A 15,983-nucleotide genomic window follows, 5' to 3' on the forward strand; every position below is an offset into this window, starting at 1 on the left:
TTGATCGTTAACATCGCCGGATGATCACTCTTTCCGCGGCCCGGCAGACCGGGAGCCGCATGGCCTGGCTCGACGCCCTGCGCGGCATCGCCGCCGTGGCGGTGGTCTTCGAGCACGCCTTCAAGTTCCTGCTGCCCGAGGCGCGGCTGCCGGTCAAGGCGGTCTTCGAACCAGGCTGGTACGGGGTGCTGGTGTTCTTCCTGGTCAGCGGCTACATCGTGCCGGCGTCGCTGGAGCGGCGAGGCAGTGTCCGGGCCTTCTGGATCTCCCGTCTCCTCCGGCTGTACCCGCTGTTCGGGGTGTGCCTGGCGGGCGTGGGGGTGCTGATGGCGGCCGGGTGGGACGGCCTGCACGTCTGGTGGGGGTCGCGGCCGGTCTCCATGACGGTGGGTCATCTGACGATGCTGCAGAACCTGCTGCACGTACCGAACCTGGTCAATGTGCTGTGGACGCTCTCCTACGAGATGGCCTTCTACCTGCTGGTGACCGCGGTCTACGTCCTCGGCCTGCACCGCGGGAGCACCGCGGGCGCGCTCGGCCTCACCGCGGCGGCCGTGCTGGGCGCGGGCACGCTGCCGGTCGCGCTGCTCTCGACCGGTGGATCGGGCCGGATGCTGGCGGTCGTGCTGGTGGTGACCGCGCTGGTGGCGACGGGGCTGGCGGCGGTGCTCGCGGGCCCGGACCGGGTACGGCGGGCGGGCGCGATCGTCATCGCGGTCACCGTGCTGGCGCTGCTGGCGGTCAACCAGAGCTTCCCCGCCCCCGGGCAGGGACTGCTGATCCTGGCCACCATGTTCTCCGGCACCGCCCTGTACCGGGCCGAGCAGGGCCAGATCCCCTGGAGGCGGGCCGGGTGGGTGGCTCTGGTGCCGCTGGCCGGGATCTGGCTGGCGCACGGCGAGGCAGGGCTTCAGACGGCGATCGCCGCCGCCTGGTTCACCTTCGCCGGCGGCATGGCGCTGCGGCGCCGCAGGGTGCCGCAGGCCCTGGCCTGGCTGGGACTGGTCAGCTACTCGATCTACCTGCTCCATCCCCTCCTGCTGGAGGGCGTCGAGCGGTTCTGGCCCGAACCGCTGGCCGTACCGCTGGGTCCGCGGCTGGTGGCGCTGGCGGGCGTGCTGGGGCTGCTGCTCGGTGTCAGCGCGTTGACCTGGCGGTTCGTGGAGGCTCCCGCGCAGCGGCTGGGCAGGAGCCTCATCGCGCGGGTTCCGGACCGGGCCCCGCGGAGCGGGCGGGGGTGAGGGCCGCCGGGCCCGGCTCCTCCGTGGTCCCGGCTTCGGCACGGACGCGGGTCCCAGGCACCGCTCACCGGGTCGCCGGTGAGCGGTGCCACCGGGGCTACCGGTGCTCCAGGTAGTCCTCGCGGACCCGGGAGCGGGAGAGCTTGCCCGTGGGGGTGCGGGGCAGCTCGTCGCGGAACTCGACCACCCGGGGGTGCTTGAAGCGGGCCAGGCGCGGCCCGAGGTGCTCCAGCAGTTCCTCGGCCGAGGGCCGGGGACCGGGCAGCGGCTGGACGAGCGCGACCACGACGTGTCCCCACTCCTCGTCCGGCACCCCGATCACCGCGGCGTCGGCGACCGCCGGATGCTCCAGGATCGCCGCCTCGACCTCGGCCGGGTAGATGTTCACCCCGCCGGAGACGATCAGGTCGGTCCGGCGGTCGCACAGGAACAGGTAGCCGTCGGCGTCCAGGTAGCCGATGTCGCCGGGGGCGTACCAGCCGTCCCGCATGCTGGCGGCGGTCTTGGCCGGGTCCTTGAGGTATTCGAACCGGTTGGTCGCCGACCTGACGTGGATCAGGCCGGGCGCACCGGGTGGGAGCTCCTCGCCGTCCGGGCCGAGGATCCTCGCCTCGAACGCCGGGGCCGGACGGCCGACCGTGCCGGGGCGCGCCAGCCAGTCGTGCGGCTTGACCGCGAAGGCGATGGCGGACTCGGTGGAGCCGTAGTACTCGTACAGGACCGGGCCCCACCATTCCATCATCTGCTTCTTGTCCGCCACCGGGCAGGCGGCGCCGGTGTGGACCACCTGCCGGAGCGAGGACACGTCGTACTTCTCGCGGACCTCGGCGGGCAGGCGCAGCATCCGGTGGAACATCGTGGGCACCATCATCGCGTTGGTGACCCGGTGGCGCTCGATCAGCTCCAGGACGGTCACCGGGTCGAACCTCGGCGCGATCACCAGCGTGTGCCCCAGGTGCAGGGCGAACAGGGTGTGCGCGCACGGGGCCGAGTGGTACATCGGCGAGGTGACCAGGTGGACCTCGTCGCCCGGCCGCAGGTCGCAGACCTCGCCGAGGAACCACGTGTAGAGCGGGACGGCCTGCTCCGGCTCGGCGCCGGACAGCGGCCGCCGCACCCCCTTGGGGAACCCGGTGGTGCCCGAGGTGTACCACATGACCGCGCCCGCGGTCCGGTCCCGCGGCGCGGTCTCCGGCTGCCCCTCGGCCAGCGCGGCGGTCCCGCCCGACTCGGGCGTGACCGTGATCCGGGCCTCGCTGTCGGCGAGGATGTAGCCGATCTCGCTCTCGGTCAGGTGCCAGTTGACCGGCACGTGGTACAGCCCGATCTGGCCGGTGGCCAGGAGCATGACCACCGCGTCGATCCCGTTGGGCAGCACCCCGGCGACCGCGTCACCCGGGCCGAGGCCCCGCGCCCGCAGCCCGTGCGAGACCCGGTTGACGCGGGCGAGCAGCTCGCCGTAGGTGGTGACGGTCCCGTCGGTGTCGATCACGGCCCTGCGCCCGGGGTCGGCCTCGGCGATCCGGTAGAAGCCCGGCAGCCCGCTGATGTCGGTCACGGGTTCCCCTCTCTGTGCGGCTCTACAGCTCCAGCAGGTCGGCGAGGCGGGCGCGGTGGACCCGCGGCGGGCCGAGGAGCACCTCGTCCGCCTTGGCGCGCTTGTAGTACAGGTGGGCGTCGTGCTCCCAGGTGAAGCCGATGCCGCCGTGCAGCAGGAGGCTGCCGGAGGCGACCTCGAAGCAGGCGCGGCCCAGGTACGCCTGGGCCAGCGCGGCGGCTCCGGGCAGTTCGGCGGGGGCCTCGTCGGCGGCCCAGGCGGCGTACCGGAAGATCGACTCGGCCTGCTCCAGCGTGCAGTGCATGTCGGCGAGCCGGTGCTTGACGCCCTGGTAGGAGCCGATCACCCGGTTGAAGGCGACCCGGATCCTGCTGTAGGCGACGATGGCCTCCAGCGAGGCCCGCAGCACGCCGAGCTGCTCGGCCGCCACCGCCACGGCGAACAGGTCGCGGGCGCGGGCGATCCCGGCGGCGGAGACGGCCGCCACCTCGCCGCCCGGCTCCACCAGGGCCTGCCGGCGGGTGGGGTCGAGGGTCCGCAGCGGGCGCCGCTCGCCGTCGGTGCGGGCGAGCACCCGGTCGCCGTCGATCGTCAGGACCACGTCGGCCTCGGCCCCGTTGAGCGCCCGGTTCCCGTCGAGGACGACGGTCGCGGTGGTCGTCCCGGCGGCGACGCCGGCCAGGATCTCCTTCTCGCCCGTCTCGGTGAGCAGGATCGCGGCCAGCGTGGTGGCCAGGAACGGCCCGGGCAGCAGCGCCGCGCCGGTCTCCTCCAGGACGACCGCCAGCTCGGCGTGCCCGGCGCCGGTCCCGCCCCGCTCCTCGGGCACGGTCAGGCCGGTCAGGCCGAGCTCGCCGGTCAGCCGCCGGTAGACCTCCGGGTCGTGGCCGGGCTCCGACTCCATCGCCCGCCGTACGGCCGGCATGGGCGAGGCGGCGGCGAGGAAGGAGCGGACGGCGTCGCGCAGCTCGCGCTGCTCCGGGGTGGGCACGAGTCTCATCGGGGGGCCTCTCCGCTCGTCCTGAGCTCCTTGAACGGCACGTTCTTGTCCGTGCGCGGTTCGGGGGGCAGGTTCAGCACGCGCTCGCTCACGATGTTGCGCATGATCTCGTTGGTGCCGCCGCCGAGGGCCATCGCGGGCGCGAGCGAGACGGCGTGGGCCAGCCCGCCGCCCCCGGCCTTCCCGCCGTCTCCTCCGGCCCCGTCCCCGGTCCCGGCCCCGGCCCCGGGTCCCTCCCCGTTCCCGGTCCCGCCCGGGGATGCGTCCCCGGGCCCGTCCTCGATCCAGGCGACGGCCTCCGGCCCGGCCAGCGAGGTGGCCAGGTCGGCCTGGAACATGGTCAGCTCGGCCAGCAGCAGCTTGGCCGCGCTGCCCCGGGCGCCGGGGAAGATCCCGGCCTTCGTCTCCTGGGCGAGCCGCTGGTTGAACAGGGCCAGGGCGCGGGAGCGGATGTGCAGCTCGACGAGCCGGTCGCGGACCACGGGGTCGGCGGTGTCGGCGGTGCGGCGCAGCGCCTCGAAGGCGACCGGGTTGTCCTTCTGCCCGCCCATTCCGACGCCACTGGAGATCGACAGGCGTTCGTGGAGCAGGGTGGTGACGGCGCAGTTCCAGCCGTCGCCGACGCGGCCGACCACGTTCTCCGCGGGGATGTGCACGCCGTCGAAGAAGATCTCGTTGAAGTGGGCGCGGCCGGTCATGTCGCGCAGCGGCCGGACGGTGACGCCGGGGGCGTGCATGTCCACGATGAACATGGTCAGGCCCTTGTGCTTGGGCACGTCCGCGTCGGTGCGGGCGAGCAGCAGGCCCCAGTCGGCGTGCTGGGCGACCGAGGTCCAGACCTTCTGCCCGTCGACCACCCAGCCGCCGTCGGTGGCCGCGGCCCTGGTCTGCAGTGCGGCGACGTCGCTGCCCGCGGCGGGCTCGGAGAACAGCTGGCACCAGATCTCCTCGCCGCGCAGCAGCGGCCGCAGGTGGCGGCGGCGCTGGGCGTCGGTGCCCAGGTCGACGAGGGTCGGCCCGCACATGCCGAGGCCGATGGAGAAGACGTAGGTCGGCAGGGTGAAGGCGGCGGCCTCGGCGGCGAAGGCGCGTTCCTCTGCCTGGGTGAGGCCCTGCCCGCCCCACTCGGCCGGCCAGGTGATGCCCGAGTAGCCCGCGTCGTACAGCTTCGCCATGAACTCCTTGGCGGCGGCGACCCCGCCGGGGTCGGAGGCGCCCCCCGCCCGGCCGTCCGGGCCGTCCTGGGCGTTGGCCTCCAGCCAGGTCCTGGCCCGCCGCCGGTACTCCTCGAGATCCATGTCCACTCCAATCAGTGCCCACTTACTCTAACGAGCGGCGGCGCGGCCGTACAGAGCATTGCTCTACACCGGACCCGGAGATGATCTTTGCCCCTTCTTGGCCATGTATCGCCAGGTAATGGCAATTAATCCGCCTGGTGGGGTCGTCTGGGTTCGGGGGGAAGGTCGGTGTGATCACACGTCATTCGTGGTCCGTCCGAACCCGGCTGACGCTGATCGCCGTCGCCACCGCCGCCCTGTCCGGCCTCGTCATCACCACGGTCGCCACGCTCGCCCTCTACGACCTGGCCCGCGACTACCAGACCAACCAGGTGGCCGGCGCCGCCCTGGAGGTCGTCCACCTCGCCCAGCGGGGGCGGCTGCCCGCCGTGCTGGAGCACGGCAACGGGGTCGGCAGCCAGGTGCTGGACTCCTCCGGGCGGGTCGTCGCGGCCACCCCCGACCTGGCCGGAGCGCCCCCGGTCGCGGACTTCCGGCCCGGCGGGGACGACGTCATGGCCGGCCGCGAGCTGTGCGACCCGCCCCGGATGCCCGGGGAGTGCGTGATCGCCGTGGCCTTCCGCATCGACCGGCCGGGCGGCGACTGGCTCGTCTACTCCCTCGGCGCGATGATCCCCTGGTACGTGCACTCGGGGCTGTTCGCCTTCCTCGTCACCGTCTCCCTGCTCATCGTGGTGCTGGCCGGGGCCGGCGCCTACCGCACGGTGACCGGGGCGCTGAACCCGGTGAACGCGATCACCGGTGAGCTCGCGGAGATCACCGCGACCGACGTGGGCCGCCGGGTCCCGGTGCCGCGCGCCGAGGACGAGATCAGGCAGCTGGCCGAGACCATCAACCAGACCCTCGACCGGCTGGAGGAGGCGGTCGAGCAGCAGCGCCGGTTCGCCTCCGACGCCTCCCACGACCTGCGCAGCCCGCTCACCGCGATGCGCACCCAGGTGGAGGAGGCCCTGCAGTATCCCGAGGACGTCGACTGGACCGCCAAGGCGCAGGCGATGCTCGCCAGCCTGGACCGGCTCCAGGCGATCGTCGCCGACCTGCTGACGCTGGCCAGGCTCGACTCCGGCGCGCCCGCCGCCGAGGAGGCCGTCGATCTGGGCGAGCTGGCCGGCGGCGAGCTGGACCGCCGGCCACGCCGGGTCGAGGTGGTCAGGAGGCTGGAGCCGGGTGTGCGGGTGACCGGCGACCCGCTCCGGCTCTCCCGGCTGCTCACCAACCTGATGGACAACGCCGAGCGGCACGCCGTCTCCGCCGTCACGGTGACCGTGGCCGCGCGCGGGGACACCGCCGTCCTGGAGGTGCTCGACGACGGCGCCGGGATCGCCCCCGAGCAGCGGGAGGTGGTCTTCCGCCGGTTCACCCGGCTGGACGCCGCCCGCAGCAGGGACGCCGGGGGCACCGGCCTGGGGCTCTCCATCGCCAGGGAGATCGCCGCGTCCCACGGCGGGACCCTGCGGATCGAGGACAGCCCGAAGGGTGCCCGGTTCGTCCTGCGCCTGCCGGTGGCGCGCCCGTGACCCGCCGGCCCGGAGGGCGTCCGGTCCGCCCCGCACCCGCCGGCGGGCCCGCCGACGCGCCCGCCGCCGGGCGGCGGCCGGGCGCCACCACCAGGAGCATCGCCGCGGCGATCAGCCCGCCGCCGAGCAGGACGCTCCCGGTGAGCGCCTCGCCATAGGCGACGGCGGCCAGGGCGGTCACCCAGAGCGGCTGCGACGACAGGATCACCGCGGCGGGCACCGGCGGGACGTGGGCCTGGCCGAAGGAGCGGGCCAGGAAGCCGAGTGCGCAGGCCACGATCGACAGGTGGCCCAGGATCGCCCAGTCCCCGGGGGTCCGGGGCAGGGTCAGGCCGTCCGGGACTGCGAGCACGCCGGTCATCGCGGCGATGACGCCGAGCTGGATCACGGTGACCGCGTAGGCGTCCCGCCGCGCCCGGCCGGAGGCGCCGAGGACCAGCGTGTGCGCGGAGTACAGCACCGCGGCCAGCAGGGTGACGCCCAGCGCGGGCAGGGAGACGTCCTGCCCGGGGGTCCCGCGCAGGAGGGTGAAGGAGACCAGCGCGACCGCCGCCAGGGCCACCGCCCCCCACGTCCGCCGCGACAGGCGGGTGCCCAGCACCGCCAGGCCGAGGATCGGGGTGATCACCACGTAGGAGCCGACCGTGAACCCGGAGACGGGTGAGGGCAGGTCGTGCAGCGCCACCGCCTGGGCGGTCTGCCCCACCCCGAACAGCAGGCCGAGCAGGATCCCGGTGGGCCAGGTGCCCTCGGGCAGCCCGCGCAGGCAGCCGGGGCGGAGCGCGAGCAGCACCAGCGTGGCCAGGCCGTACCGCTCGGCCAGCAGGTCGGCCACCGGCATGCGGGCGATGAGGTCCTTCATCAACGGGAAGGCCGACCCCCAGGCCGCGCTGACGAACAACAGGAGGGCGGCGCCCAGGAGGGGCCGGGGCACTGACGACACCGGTGCTGCCATACGGGAAGGGTGGCATCACCCTGAGCCACCGGAAGACGGCCTTCGGTCGTGGGGGGTGGGCTGAATACAACCCTGAGGGAAGGACGCACCTCCCGCGGGCGACAGACGCCACTCCGGGGTGACGAAAAGGACCCTCCGTTCTGAAAGACCTCAGTTTTCCGGGCTTTCCGCCTTATTGGATTCTCCGTACAATACGGTGCAGGAGATCCGAGAGGGAGGGCCGCATGACAGCGACTCCGCGCACCACCGCCGATCAGGAGCGCGACCGGGCGGTCACGGAGAGGCGCGCCTACGAGGCGGTCATCGAGCGCCTCTCCAAGGCGTCGGTCGACAAGCACTGGGAGCCCTACGTCGACATCCCCTGGGACGATCCCGACTTCCTGGTCCGCCAGGACGACCCGCGCTGGGAGCTGCCCGGGGTCGACCGGCTGGGCGGCTCGGCGTGGTACCGCGCGCAGCCGCCCGAGGTCCGCGCGAAGATCGGGCTGTGGCGGGTGGCGACCGCCATGAAGATCGGCCTGCAGTTCGAGAACCTGCTCAAACGCGGCCTGCTCAACTACGCCTACCGGCTGCCGAACGGCTCCCCCGAGTTCCGCTACGTCTACCACGAGACGATCGAGGAGGGGCATCACGGGATGATGTTCCAGGAGTTCGTCAACCGGACGGGACTCCCGATCCGCGGCATGCCCGGCCCGCTCAGCCTGCTCTCCCAGATCACGCCCTGGATCCCGCTGGTCTCCACCGAGCTGTTCTTCGTCTTCGTGCTCGGCGGCGAGGACCCCATCGACCACGTGCAGCGCAAGGCGCTGCGGGAGGGGCAGATCAAGCACCCGCTGGAGGAGGTCATCATGCGGATCCACATCGCGGAGGAGGCCCGGCACATCTCCTTCGCCCGGCACTACCTGCGCCGCCGGGTCCCCCGCCTGCCCCGCCTCCACCGCCTCCTGCTGGGCCTGGTCTCCCCCGTCGTGCTGGGCGTCATGGCCCGCATCATGCTCTCCCCGCCCGGATCGATGATCAGGGCGTTCCGCATCCCGGACGACGTCGTCCGGGAGGTCTACACCGACGACCCCCACATGGCGCAGGAGATCCGCGACTCGGTCTCCCGGACCCGTGAACTCTGCGCCGAGCTGGGCATGATGAACCGGGTCCAGCGGAGGGTCTGGAAGGCCATGGGGATCTACGACGAGCCCGCGCGGAAGGCGGCCGCATGATCGAGCGAGACGGGGAGCCGGACGGTGGTGTCCCGGCCCGCCGGGGCCGCAGGACCGCGATCGTGACCGGGGGCGCGTCCGGCATCGGCCGGGCCCTCTGCCGGGAGCTGGCCCGGCGCGGCCTGCACGTCGTGTCCGCCGACCTCGACGGGGAGGGCGCCGCGCGCACCGCCGAGGAGTTCGGCTGCGCGGGCGCCGCGGTCGACGTCACCGACCCGGAGGCGGTGCGCGCGCTCGTCCGGGGGGTGCGGGACGAGCACGGGCGGCTCGACTTCGTCTTCAACAACGCGGGCATCGCGGTCGGCGGCACCACCGACGAGCTCACCCTCGACCACTGGAACCGCACGATCGACGTGAACCTGCGCGGCGTGGTCCACGGCGTGCACGCCGCCTACCCGATCATGATTGAGCAGGGCTTCGGGCACATCGTGAACACCGCCTCGCTGGCCGGGCTGACCCCCGCCCCGCTGATGCTCCCCTACACCGCGACCAAGCACGCCGTGGTCGGGCTCTCACTGGCGCTGCGGGCCGAGGCCAGGGCGCACGGCGTGCGGGTGAGCGTGGTCTGCCCGGGCTTCACCGACACCCCGCTGCTCGACCACGCCAACCCGGGCCTGCCGCAGACCGCCACGAGCGCGGGCGCCCGCCTGGCCGCGGTCCGGGCGCAGGGGCGGCTCTACTCCGTCGACGCCCTGGCCGGCGACGTCATGCGGGGCGTCGCCCGGAACAAGGCCCTCATCGTGGCCCCGGCCTCGAGCCGGCTGCTCTGGCGCGGGGTACGGCTCTCGCCCGCGGCCGCGGTCCGGGTGATCTCCCTGGCCGCCCGGCGGCTGCGCGGCTGACCGGCCGCGGGCCGCACGGCCGGACCGCCGCACGGAGACCGTGCACACGGAGACCGTGCACGAGAAGGCGGTGTGCGAGCAGGCGGTGTGCGAGCAGGCCGTGGGCGGGCAGGCGGTGTGCGAGAAGGTGGTGTGCGGCCGGACCGGGGGAAACGGGCGGGAGCCCCCGGACCGGCCGCGGCTCAGTGAGCGAGTCCGACGTACTCGAACCAGTCGAAGTCGGCCGTGTTCCCGCCGTTCCCGCCGTTCCCGCCGTTCCCGCCGTTCCCGCCGTTCCCGCCGTTCCCGCCGTTCCCGCCGTTCCCGCCCGCGGCGTACATGCCGATGTAGGCGCCGGTGAAACCGCCCGCCACGGTGGAGCTCAGCAGGCGTCCGTCCACCGGGTCCCCCACCGGCAGCCACTCGCCCGGGGCCGTGGCGCAGCGCATGCGGTACTCCTGGCCCCGCGCCTCGATCCCCAGCACGATCCGGCCGCCCGGCACCGGGACGCGGGCCGTGACCTCCTCCTTCCCGCCCTCCCGGCGGACCACCTCCAGCCCCCGTTCCGTGAGCACGTAGCGGATGTGGAAGTCGTCGTTCTGCACCAGCACCAGCCCCGCGCACTCGCCGGGGCCGGGGGTGAAGTCGAGCGAGGCGTGCACCGCGAAGTCCCGGTGCTGCTGCCGCCGCGCCACCAGGCTCGGGTTCGCCCGCTCGCAGAGCGTCTGCGGGCGGACCCGCAGCCGCAGGTGCCCGGGGCGCTCGGTCAGGCTCCAGTACGGCTCGCGCGGCGTGCGCAGGTGGTTCCAGCACGGCGCCAGCCGCGGCGCGTCGAAGTGGTCGCAGGCGGGCTCGGCGGGCCAGCGGTGCTCGGGCAGGTCCGGGGCCGGGCCGTACGGCTCGACCCGTGACACGAGCGGCCAGCCGTCCTCCCAGCGGACCGGCGTCAGGAAGGTCTCCCGGCCGAGGTTGTAGTGGTAGCCCCCGTAGGGGCGCATGGCGAGCAGGACCATCCACCACTGCCCGTCCGGCGTGCGGACCAGGTCGGCGTGACCGGTGCCGGTGATCGGGTGGTCGCGGCCCAGGTCGCGGTGGGTGAGGATGGGATTGCGCGGGTTGCCCCGGTAGGGGCCGGTCACCCGCTCCGACCGCGCGACCGTGACCGCGTGGTCGATGTCCGTGCCGCCCTCTGCGATCATCAGGTAGTAGCGGCCGTCCACCTTGTACAGGTGGGAGGCCTCCGGCCAGACCGCGTCCCGCAGCGCGCCGGTCCAGAGCACGTGCTCCGGCCCGGTCAGGGTCATGGACTCGAGGTCCAGCCCGCGCAGGAAGACCTCGCCGAGGCCGTCGTCGCCGACCGGCCGGTTGGCGGTGACCCACGCGCTCCCGTCGTCGTCGAAGAAGAGCGACGGGTCGAAGGCCGTCGGCAGGTCCAGCGGGTACGGGTCGCTCCACGGCCCCGCCGGGTCGGTCGCGGTGACCACGAAGTTCTCCATCCCGTCCACCAGCGTGGTGATCATGTAGAACACGCCGTCGTGGTGGCGGATGGTGGGGGCGTAGATCCCGCCGCTCGGCCGGATCCCGTCCAGCGCGAGCTGGGACGGGCGGTCCAGCACGTGCCCGAGCTGCCGCCAGTTCACCAGGTCGCGGCTGTGGAAGACCGGCACCCCGGGATACCACTCGAAGCTGGAGGTGACCAGGTAGTAGTCCTCCCCCACCCGGCAGATCGACGGGTCGGGGTGGAATCCCGGGATGACGGGGTTGCCGAACGTCCTCACGTGCTCTCTTCCGCTTTCTCGTACCGTTTCCCGGCTCACCGGGCGAACCCGAGCACGCCCCAGCGGGCGGTGCTGAGGTGGGCCCGGCCGGTCGGGTCGCTCCAGGTCGCCGCGGCGGTACGGCTCGCCCCCGTCGCGTCGTTCACCTGGACGTCGAAGCCCAGCAGCGCGTCCCCGCCGAGGGCGGCGGTCGGCAGCCCGATCGTGGCCTCGACGACGTACCCGCCGGGCACCTGCCGGACCGCGCTCGTCAGGTTGCCCTCGATGGCGGCGGGGTCCAGGGGGCCGCCGACGGTCCGCCTGCCGGTGAAGGAGATCCGGTACTGGCCGTCGTCGTCGCCGTAGCCCTTGGTCTTGCCGTTGTCGGCGTCCACGAAGATCTCCACCGAGTCCTGCTGCCAGGGGTCGGGAGACTCCTCGCTGAGCCGCGGGTCGCTCACCCGGGCGAGCACGTGCAGGCGTCCGGCGTCCCACAGCGTGCGCACCCTCGCGGTCGCCCCGGCCGAGCCCTGGACCCAGGTCGCGGTCCGGATCTCCGGCGCCCTGGCCCACACGGCGTCCACGGTGCCGTCGATCTGCGGTGTGCCCCGGGCCGCCGTGGTCGTGCGCACCGCCGGGACGGGGGTCATCTCGCCCGCCCAGACCAGGGCGTCCTGCGAGGAGGCGTCGCGGACGGTCAGCCGGACCCCGCCGGCGCCGGAGGCCCCCGCGGGCAGCAGCGCCTCGACCCGGTAGCCGCCGGAGGTCTTCCCGACGTGCGCCCGCAGGCCCTTGGCGTGCGGGCCGGTGCGCCGGATCACGTGGTCGGTTCCGCCGACCGTCACGGTGACGGCGTCCTGCCCGTCCCGCGCGGGGTCGGTCACCTCGGCCAGCACCGACAGGCCCTTGGCGGAGCGGCGGAACTGGATCCCCGCCGACAGGTCGCCGTTCCGGGCCAGGCGCACGTCGGGCAGCAGGTCCCACTCCCGGTCGCGCCTGCCGTCGATCTTCGGCGTGCCCTCGGGCACCTCGACGTCGTGGACCAGGGGCTCCAGCCTGGCCGGGTCGGCCACGCCCCAGTAGGCGGGCTTGGCCTGCAGCCGGTCGTCGAAGAGCAGCGGCGTGTTGAGCCGGGTGATGGGGAAGGTCGACAGCCAGGTGTCGTCGTCGGCCAGTCCCCAGAGCGTGACGGAGTTCAGGTGCCCGCTCTGCCTGCGGAAGACGTCGAAGATCTCCTTGTACCGGTGCCCCTGCTTCACCAGGAGCGCGGCGGGGATCTCGGGGTAGGACTGGACGAAGTCGGTGTAGACGCTGACGTCCAGCTCGGTGACCTGCTGGTCGACGCCGAGGCCGGCGATCAGCTCGATGGTCTCCTCGATCTCCGAGGCGTGCGGCTGCTCGATGTTGACGTGCAGCTGGTGGCCGACGCCGTCGATCGGCACGCCCTCCGTCCTGAGCCTCTTGACCAGCTCGTACAGGGCCCGGCGCTTGCGCGGGAACTCGGTGTTGTAGTCGTTGATGTAGAGCTTGGCGTCCGGGTCGACCTCCCTGGCCACCCGGAAGGCGGTGCGGATGTAGTCCAGCCCGGTGGTCTGGAACCACTTCGACCGGCGCAGGCCGTCCGGCTGGTTCTCGTCGACGACCTCGTTGACCACGTCCCAGGCGTACAGCCTGCCCTTGTAGCGCCCGGCCACGGCCCGGATGTGGTTCTCCAGCCGGCGCAGCACGTCGGCCTTGGTGCCCTCGAACACCCAGTCGGGCGTCTGGCTGTGCCAGGCGAGGGTGTGGCCGCGCACCTTGAGCCCGTTCGCGTGGGCGTAGTCGACCAGGTGGTCGCCCTCGGCGAAGGTGAACTCGCCCTCGCGCGGCTCGGTGGCGTCCCACTTGAGCTGGTTGCCGGGGGTGACGCTCTCGAAGTGCCTGCGCAGCAGCTCGCCGTGCTCACCGAGCGTCTGGGGGCGCTGCACCGCGGTGCCGATGGTGAAGCCGAGGACGTCCTTGAGCGCGGGGATGTCCCGCTGGATCGGCACCGCCGGGACGTGGACCAGGGTGAAGTCGTCCACGGCGAACGGCGTGGTGCCCGAGGCCGACTCGACGTACACCGCCAGGAAGTCGACGTCGTGGCCGAGCGTGTAGGTGCCCTTCAGCTCGGTCCACTGGCCGGCCGCGACCTCGCGGGGCGCGGCGATCTGGTCGTAGCTCGGCGTGTCCCCGCTGCGCCGTTCGATCGACAGGCCCAGCGAGGTCGCCTCCTCGGGACGCACCCAGACCGAGGCCGTGTACTTGGCGCCCTTGGCCATCACCGGCAGGACGTCCAGCGCCGGCCCGTCCCAGGAGGCGGAGCGGTCCGACACGGCCAGGCCGTACCCTCCCTGCCGCGCGGCGGCGGGGGTGGCGGCCAGGGTGGCGGAGGCTCGTGCCCGCCATCCCTGGACGGTGCCGGTCTCGAAGTCGGTGCTCGTCCCGTTCCCGTCGCCGGAGCCGGGCTCCTCGGTGATCGTGACGTCGTCGAGGCGGTAGGCGGCGGCCGGGTCGGAGCTCTCGGCGTACAGCTGCAGATCGGTGGAGGCGCCGGTGAAGGTGTACCGTCCCGACAGCTCCACCCATCCGGTGTCCCCGACGGTGGCGGCGGCGACGCGCTCGTAGACCGTGTCCCCTCCGTCGGGGGTGCGCTGCACGGTCAGTGCGATCGTGCTCTCCCCCGCCACCGCGCGGGCGAAGGCGGTGACCGCGTAGGTCCGCCCTTCGGCGAACCCCGGTGCGACGGCCGCCCCGTGCCAGTTCTCGCTGCGGCCGGTGACCAGCAGCGAGGCCGTCCCGGAGCGGGCGAGTTCGGACGAGGCGGTCACCGAGACCCCGTCGCCGCGGGGTGCCCACCCCTGCGTGCCGGATTCGAAGTCGTACGTCACCGGTTGCGCGGCGTGCGCCGGTCCCGGGACGGCGACGAGCGTCGCCAGGCACAGCAGGGCGGCGGTCAGCAGGGAGTGGAGGGAGCGGAGGGAGCTCATGGGGGGTGCTCTTCTCTCGGCGGACGGGACTCGGCGGGGGTGCGGCGGGCCCGGCTCAGCCCGCGAGGTTCGCGGTGAGCAGCTCGATGAGCGGCTCACGGCGCACGCAGGCCGGCAGGGAGAACGAGTCGGCCAGGGCGACCAGCTCTTCGTCGGACAGGCCCTTGAACAGGGCGGCGTACTCCGGCAGCAGCGCCTGCGCGACGAGGATGTGCCGGATCAGGTCGTCGGTCTGGTAGCGGGCGCCCCACGGGTAGGGGTCCCACTCGGGGAACTCGGTCTCCACCAGCTGGTGCAGCGGCGCCAGGACGTCGGCCGACTCCTCCATCGTGGAGCCCCACCGGTCGGCGCCCAGGCGCGTCTTCTTGGCGATGAAGTCCCCGAAGCGCCGCAGGTACGGCCCGGCGGGGTCCGCGCTCACCAGGCCCTGCAGGCCGACGTCCTTGTAGGTCCACAGCGCCCAGCCGGCCTGGTGCTCGTCGAAGATCTCCAGCTGGTCGGTGAGGATCTGGTAGCGCTGCGCGTCGATCTCGGGGTCGCCGGTGTAGACGGGGCCGAACTCGCCCACCCAGATCGGCGTGCCGGTCTCGCGCTGGAAGGCGGTGCGCCGCTCGAAGGTCCGCACCAGGTGGTCGCGGTCCACCCACTCGCCGCGGGTGTAGCCGGGGTACGGCCCGCCGTGCGCGAAGCCGGCCAGGGCGTAGTCGTGGCAGACGAAGACGGTGTTCTCGTAGACCTCGCGGAAGACCGAGAAGTCGGTGGAGTAGGTGTTGCCGTCCAGGAAGAGCACGTGGCCTGGGTCGACGGCGCGCAGCGCCTTGACCAGCCGGTCGTAGAACGGGCCGACCACCTTGCCGCTGGGGTCGCCGGGCTCGTTGACCGGGTTGTAGCCGGCCACGTAGGGCTGGTCGCGGTAGCGGTCGGCGATCGCCTCCCACATGTGCACCACGCGGTCCTGGAAGTGGCGGTGCTGCCAGAACGCGGCCACGTGGGTGGGGTTGTCGGAGTGCCAGTGCTGGTTCTGCGACCCGGGCACGGCGTGCAGGTCCAGCACGCTGTAGATGCCGCGCTCGGCGAGCAGGCCGATGACGCGGTCGAGGTGGCGGAAGCCGCGCTCGTCGATCTCGAACGGCCGGTCGTCGGACTCCAGGTGCCGGTAGTTGAACGGGATGCGCACGCAGTTCATCCCCGCGGCGGCCAGCAGGTCGGCGTCCTCGGGACCGAAGAAGGAGGTCAGCAGCCGGTCGAAGAACAGCTCCGCCCGGTCCTCCCCGATCGCCTCACGCACCGAGTCCCGCATCCCGGCCTCGTTGGCCGGGTAGCCGGTAATGAAGTTCTCCATGTTGAGCCAGCCCCCGAGGCCGACTCCACGCAGCCTCACCGGAGTGCCTGCCGAGTCGACGAGTTGGGATCCGGAGACACGCAGAGTCATCAAATCTCCCTTATCACGGAGAGTAGAGATCTTGTGAAAGTTTCATTGAACTTCCGAATGTTTCGCTCTCGGGCGAGGATAGATAATTGCCCGTTATGCGTCAATACGACCATGGAAGCGCTCCCAGTGACCGGTGACACAGCGGGAGGAAACCCCGAAACTTTTCGGGTACACTCCGTGCC

10 protein-coding genes and 1 pseudogene are annotated in these 15,983 nt (G+C 72.9%); 4 read left to right on the forward strand and 7 right to left on the reverse strand.

What is annotated here, in order from left to right:
* Positions 1–20: 20 nt before the first annotated feature.
* The gene (locus tag HS048_RS27715; RefSeq protein ID WP_196469128.1) at positions 21–1,241 is read left to right on the forward strand and encodes an acyltransferase; all 1,221 of its coding nucleotides are present in this window, start codon (positions 21–23) and stop codon (positions 1,239–1,241) included.
* 97 nt (positions 1,242–1,338) lie between these two features.
* On the opposite strand, the gene HS048_RS27720 is transcribed toward HS048_RS27715, so the two are convergent.
* From HS048_RS27720 to HS048_RS27730, 3 genes are read right to left on the reverse strand one after another with little or no spacing between them, the layout of a single operon-like run.
* Positions 1,339–2,799: an AMP-binding protein gene (locus HS048_RS27720; RefSeq protein ID WP_196469129.1), complete on the reverse strand. Its 1,461-nt coding sequence runs from the start codon at positions 2,797–2,799 to the stop codon at positions 1,339–1,341.
* A gap of 22 nt (positions 2,800–2,821) precedes the next feature.
* Entirely contained in the window at positions 2,822–3,799 is a 978-nt protein-coding gene (locus HS048_RS27725) for an acyl-CoA dehydrogenase family protein (protein ID WP_196469130.1), read from the reverse strand.
* The gene (locus HS048_RS27730) at positions 3,796–5,097 is read right to left on the reverse strand and encodes an acyl-CoA dehydrogenase family protein (protein ID WP_196469131.1); all 1,302 of its coding nucleotides are present in this window, start codon (positions 5,095–5,097) and stop codon (positions 3,796–3,798) included. Before HS048_RS27730 ends, HS048_RS27725 begins: the two co-directional genes overlap by 4 nt.
* Before the next feature lie 170 nt (positions 5,098–5,267).
* Here HS048_RS27730 and HS048_RS37620 point away from each other — a divergent pair, with 170 nt between their 5' ends.
* Positions 5,268–6,614 (forward strand): cell wall metabolism sensor histidine kinase WalK, encoded by a 1,347-nt coding sequence (locus HS048_RS37620; RefSeq protein ID WP_068898438.1) that lies wholly within the window; start codon positions 5,268–5,270, stop codon positions 6,612–6,614.
* Between the two features lie 97 nt (positions 6,615–6,711).
* On the opposite strand, the pseudogene HS048_RS37625 reads toward HS048_RS37620, so the two are convergent.
* Positions 6,712–7,569: pseudogene (locus HS048_RS37625) on the reverse strand (DMT family transporter); the annotation flags it as partial.
* Between the two features lie 224 nt (positions 7,570–7,793).
* On the opposite strand from HS048_RS37625, the gene HS048_RS27740 reads away from it, so the two are divergent.
* The gene (locus tag HS048_RS27740; RefSeq protein ID WP_068898440.1) at positions 7,794–8,783 is read left to right on the forward strand and encodes a diiron oxygenase; all 990 of its coding nucleotides are present in this window, start codon (positions 7,794–7,796) and stop codon (positions 8,781–8,783) included.
* Positions 8,780–9,625, forward strand: a complete 846-nt coding sequence (locus HS048_RS27745; RefSeq protein WP_068898443.1) for an SDR family oxidoreductase — start codon at positions 8,780–8,782, stop codon at positions 9,623–9,625. Before HS048_RS27740 ends, HS048_RS27745 begins: the two co-directional genes overlap by 4 nt.
* A 182-nt stretch (positions 9,626–9,807) precedes the next feature.
* Here HS048_RS27745 and HS048_RS27750 read toward each other — a convergent pair whose 3' ends face one another.
* Genes HS048_RS27750 through HS048_RS27760 form a run of 3 tightly spaced genes read right to left on the reverse strand, consistent with a single transcriptional unit; the run spans position 9,808 to position 15,801 of the window.
* The gene (locus HS048_RS27750) at positions 9,808–11,382 is read right to left on the reverse strand and encodes a glycoside hydrolase family 43 protein (RefSeq protein ID WP_196469132.1); all 1,575 of its coding nucleotides are present in this window, start codon (positions 11,380–11,382) and stop codon (positions 9,808–9,810) included.
* Positions 11,383–11,417: 35 nt separating this feature from the next.
* A complete protein-coding gene (locus tag HS048_RS27755; protein WP_196469133.1) occupies positions 11,418–14,369 on the reverse strand; it encodes an endo-1,4-beta-xylanase in 2,952 nt (983 codons plus the stop codon).
* 55 nt (positions 14,370–14,424) lie between these two features.
* A complete protein-coding gene (locus tag HS048_RS27760) occupies positions 14,425–15,801 on the reverse strand; it encodes a glycoside hydrolase family 5 protein (protein WP_196469134.1) in 1,377 nt (458 codons plus the stop codon).
* Positions 15,802–15,983: the final 182 nt, after the last annotated feature.

This window comes from Planomonospora sp. ID91781 (assembly GCF_015711595.1).
GTDB lineage: Bacteria > Actinomycetota > Actinomycetes > Streptosporangiales > Streptosporangiaceae > Planomonospora > Planomonospora parontospora.

Coding starts and splice junctions, on each gene's coding strand:
- HS048_RS27725 (WP_196469130.1), bottom strand. CDS start 3,799: ATGAGACTCGTGCCCACCCCGGAGCAGCGCGAGCTGCGCGACGCCGTC.
- HS048_RS27755 (WP_196469133.1), bottom strand. CDS start 14,369: ATGAGCTCCCTCCGCTCCCTCCACTCCCTGCTGACCGCCGCCCTGCTG.
- HS048_RS27760 (WP_196469134.1), bottom strand. CDS start 15,801: ATGACTCTGCGTGTCTCCGGATCCCAACTCGTCGACTCGGCAGGCACT.
- HS048_RS27730 (WP_196469131.1), bottom strand. CDS start 5,097: ATGGATCTCGAGGAGTACCGGCGGCGGGCCAGGACCTGGCTGGAGGCC.
- HS048_RS27715 (WP_196469128.1), top strand. CDS start 21: ATGATCACTCTTTCCGCGGCCCGGCAGACCGGGAGCCGCATGGCCTGG.
- HS048_RS27740 (WP_068898440.1), top strand. CDS start 7,794: ATGACAGCGACTCCGCGCACCACCGCCGATCAGGAGCGCGACCGGGCG.
- HS048_RS27745 (WP_068898443.1), top strand. CDS start 8,780: ATGATCGAGCGAGACGGGGAGCCGGACGGTGGTGTCCCGGCCCGCCGG.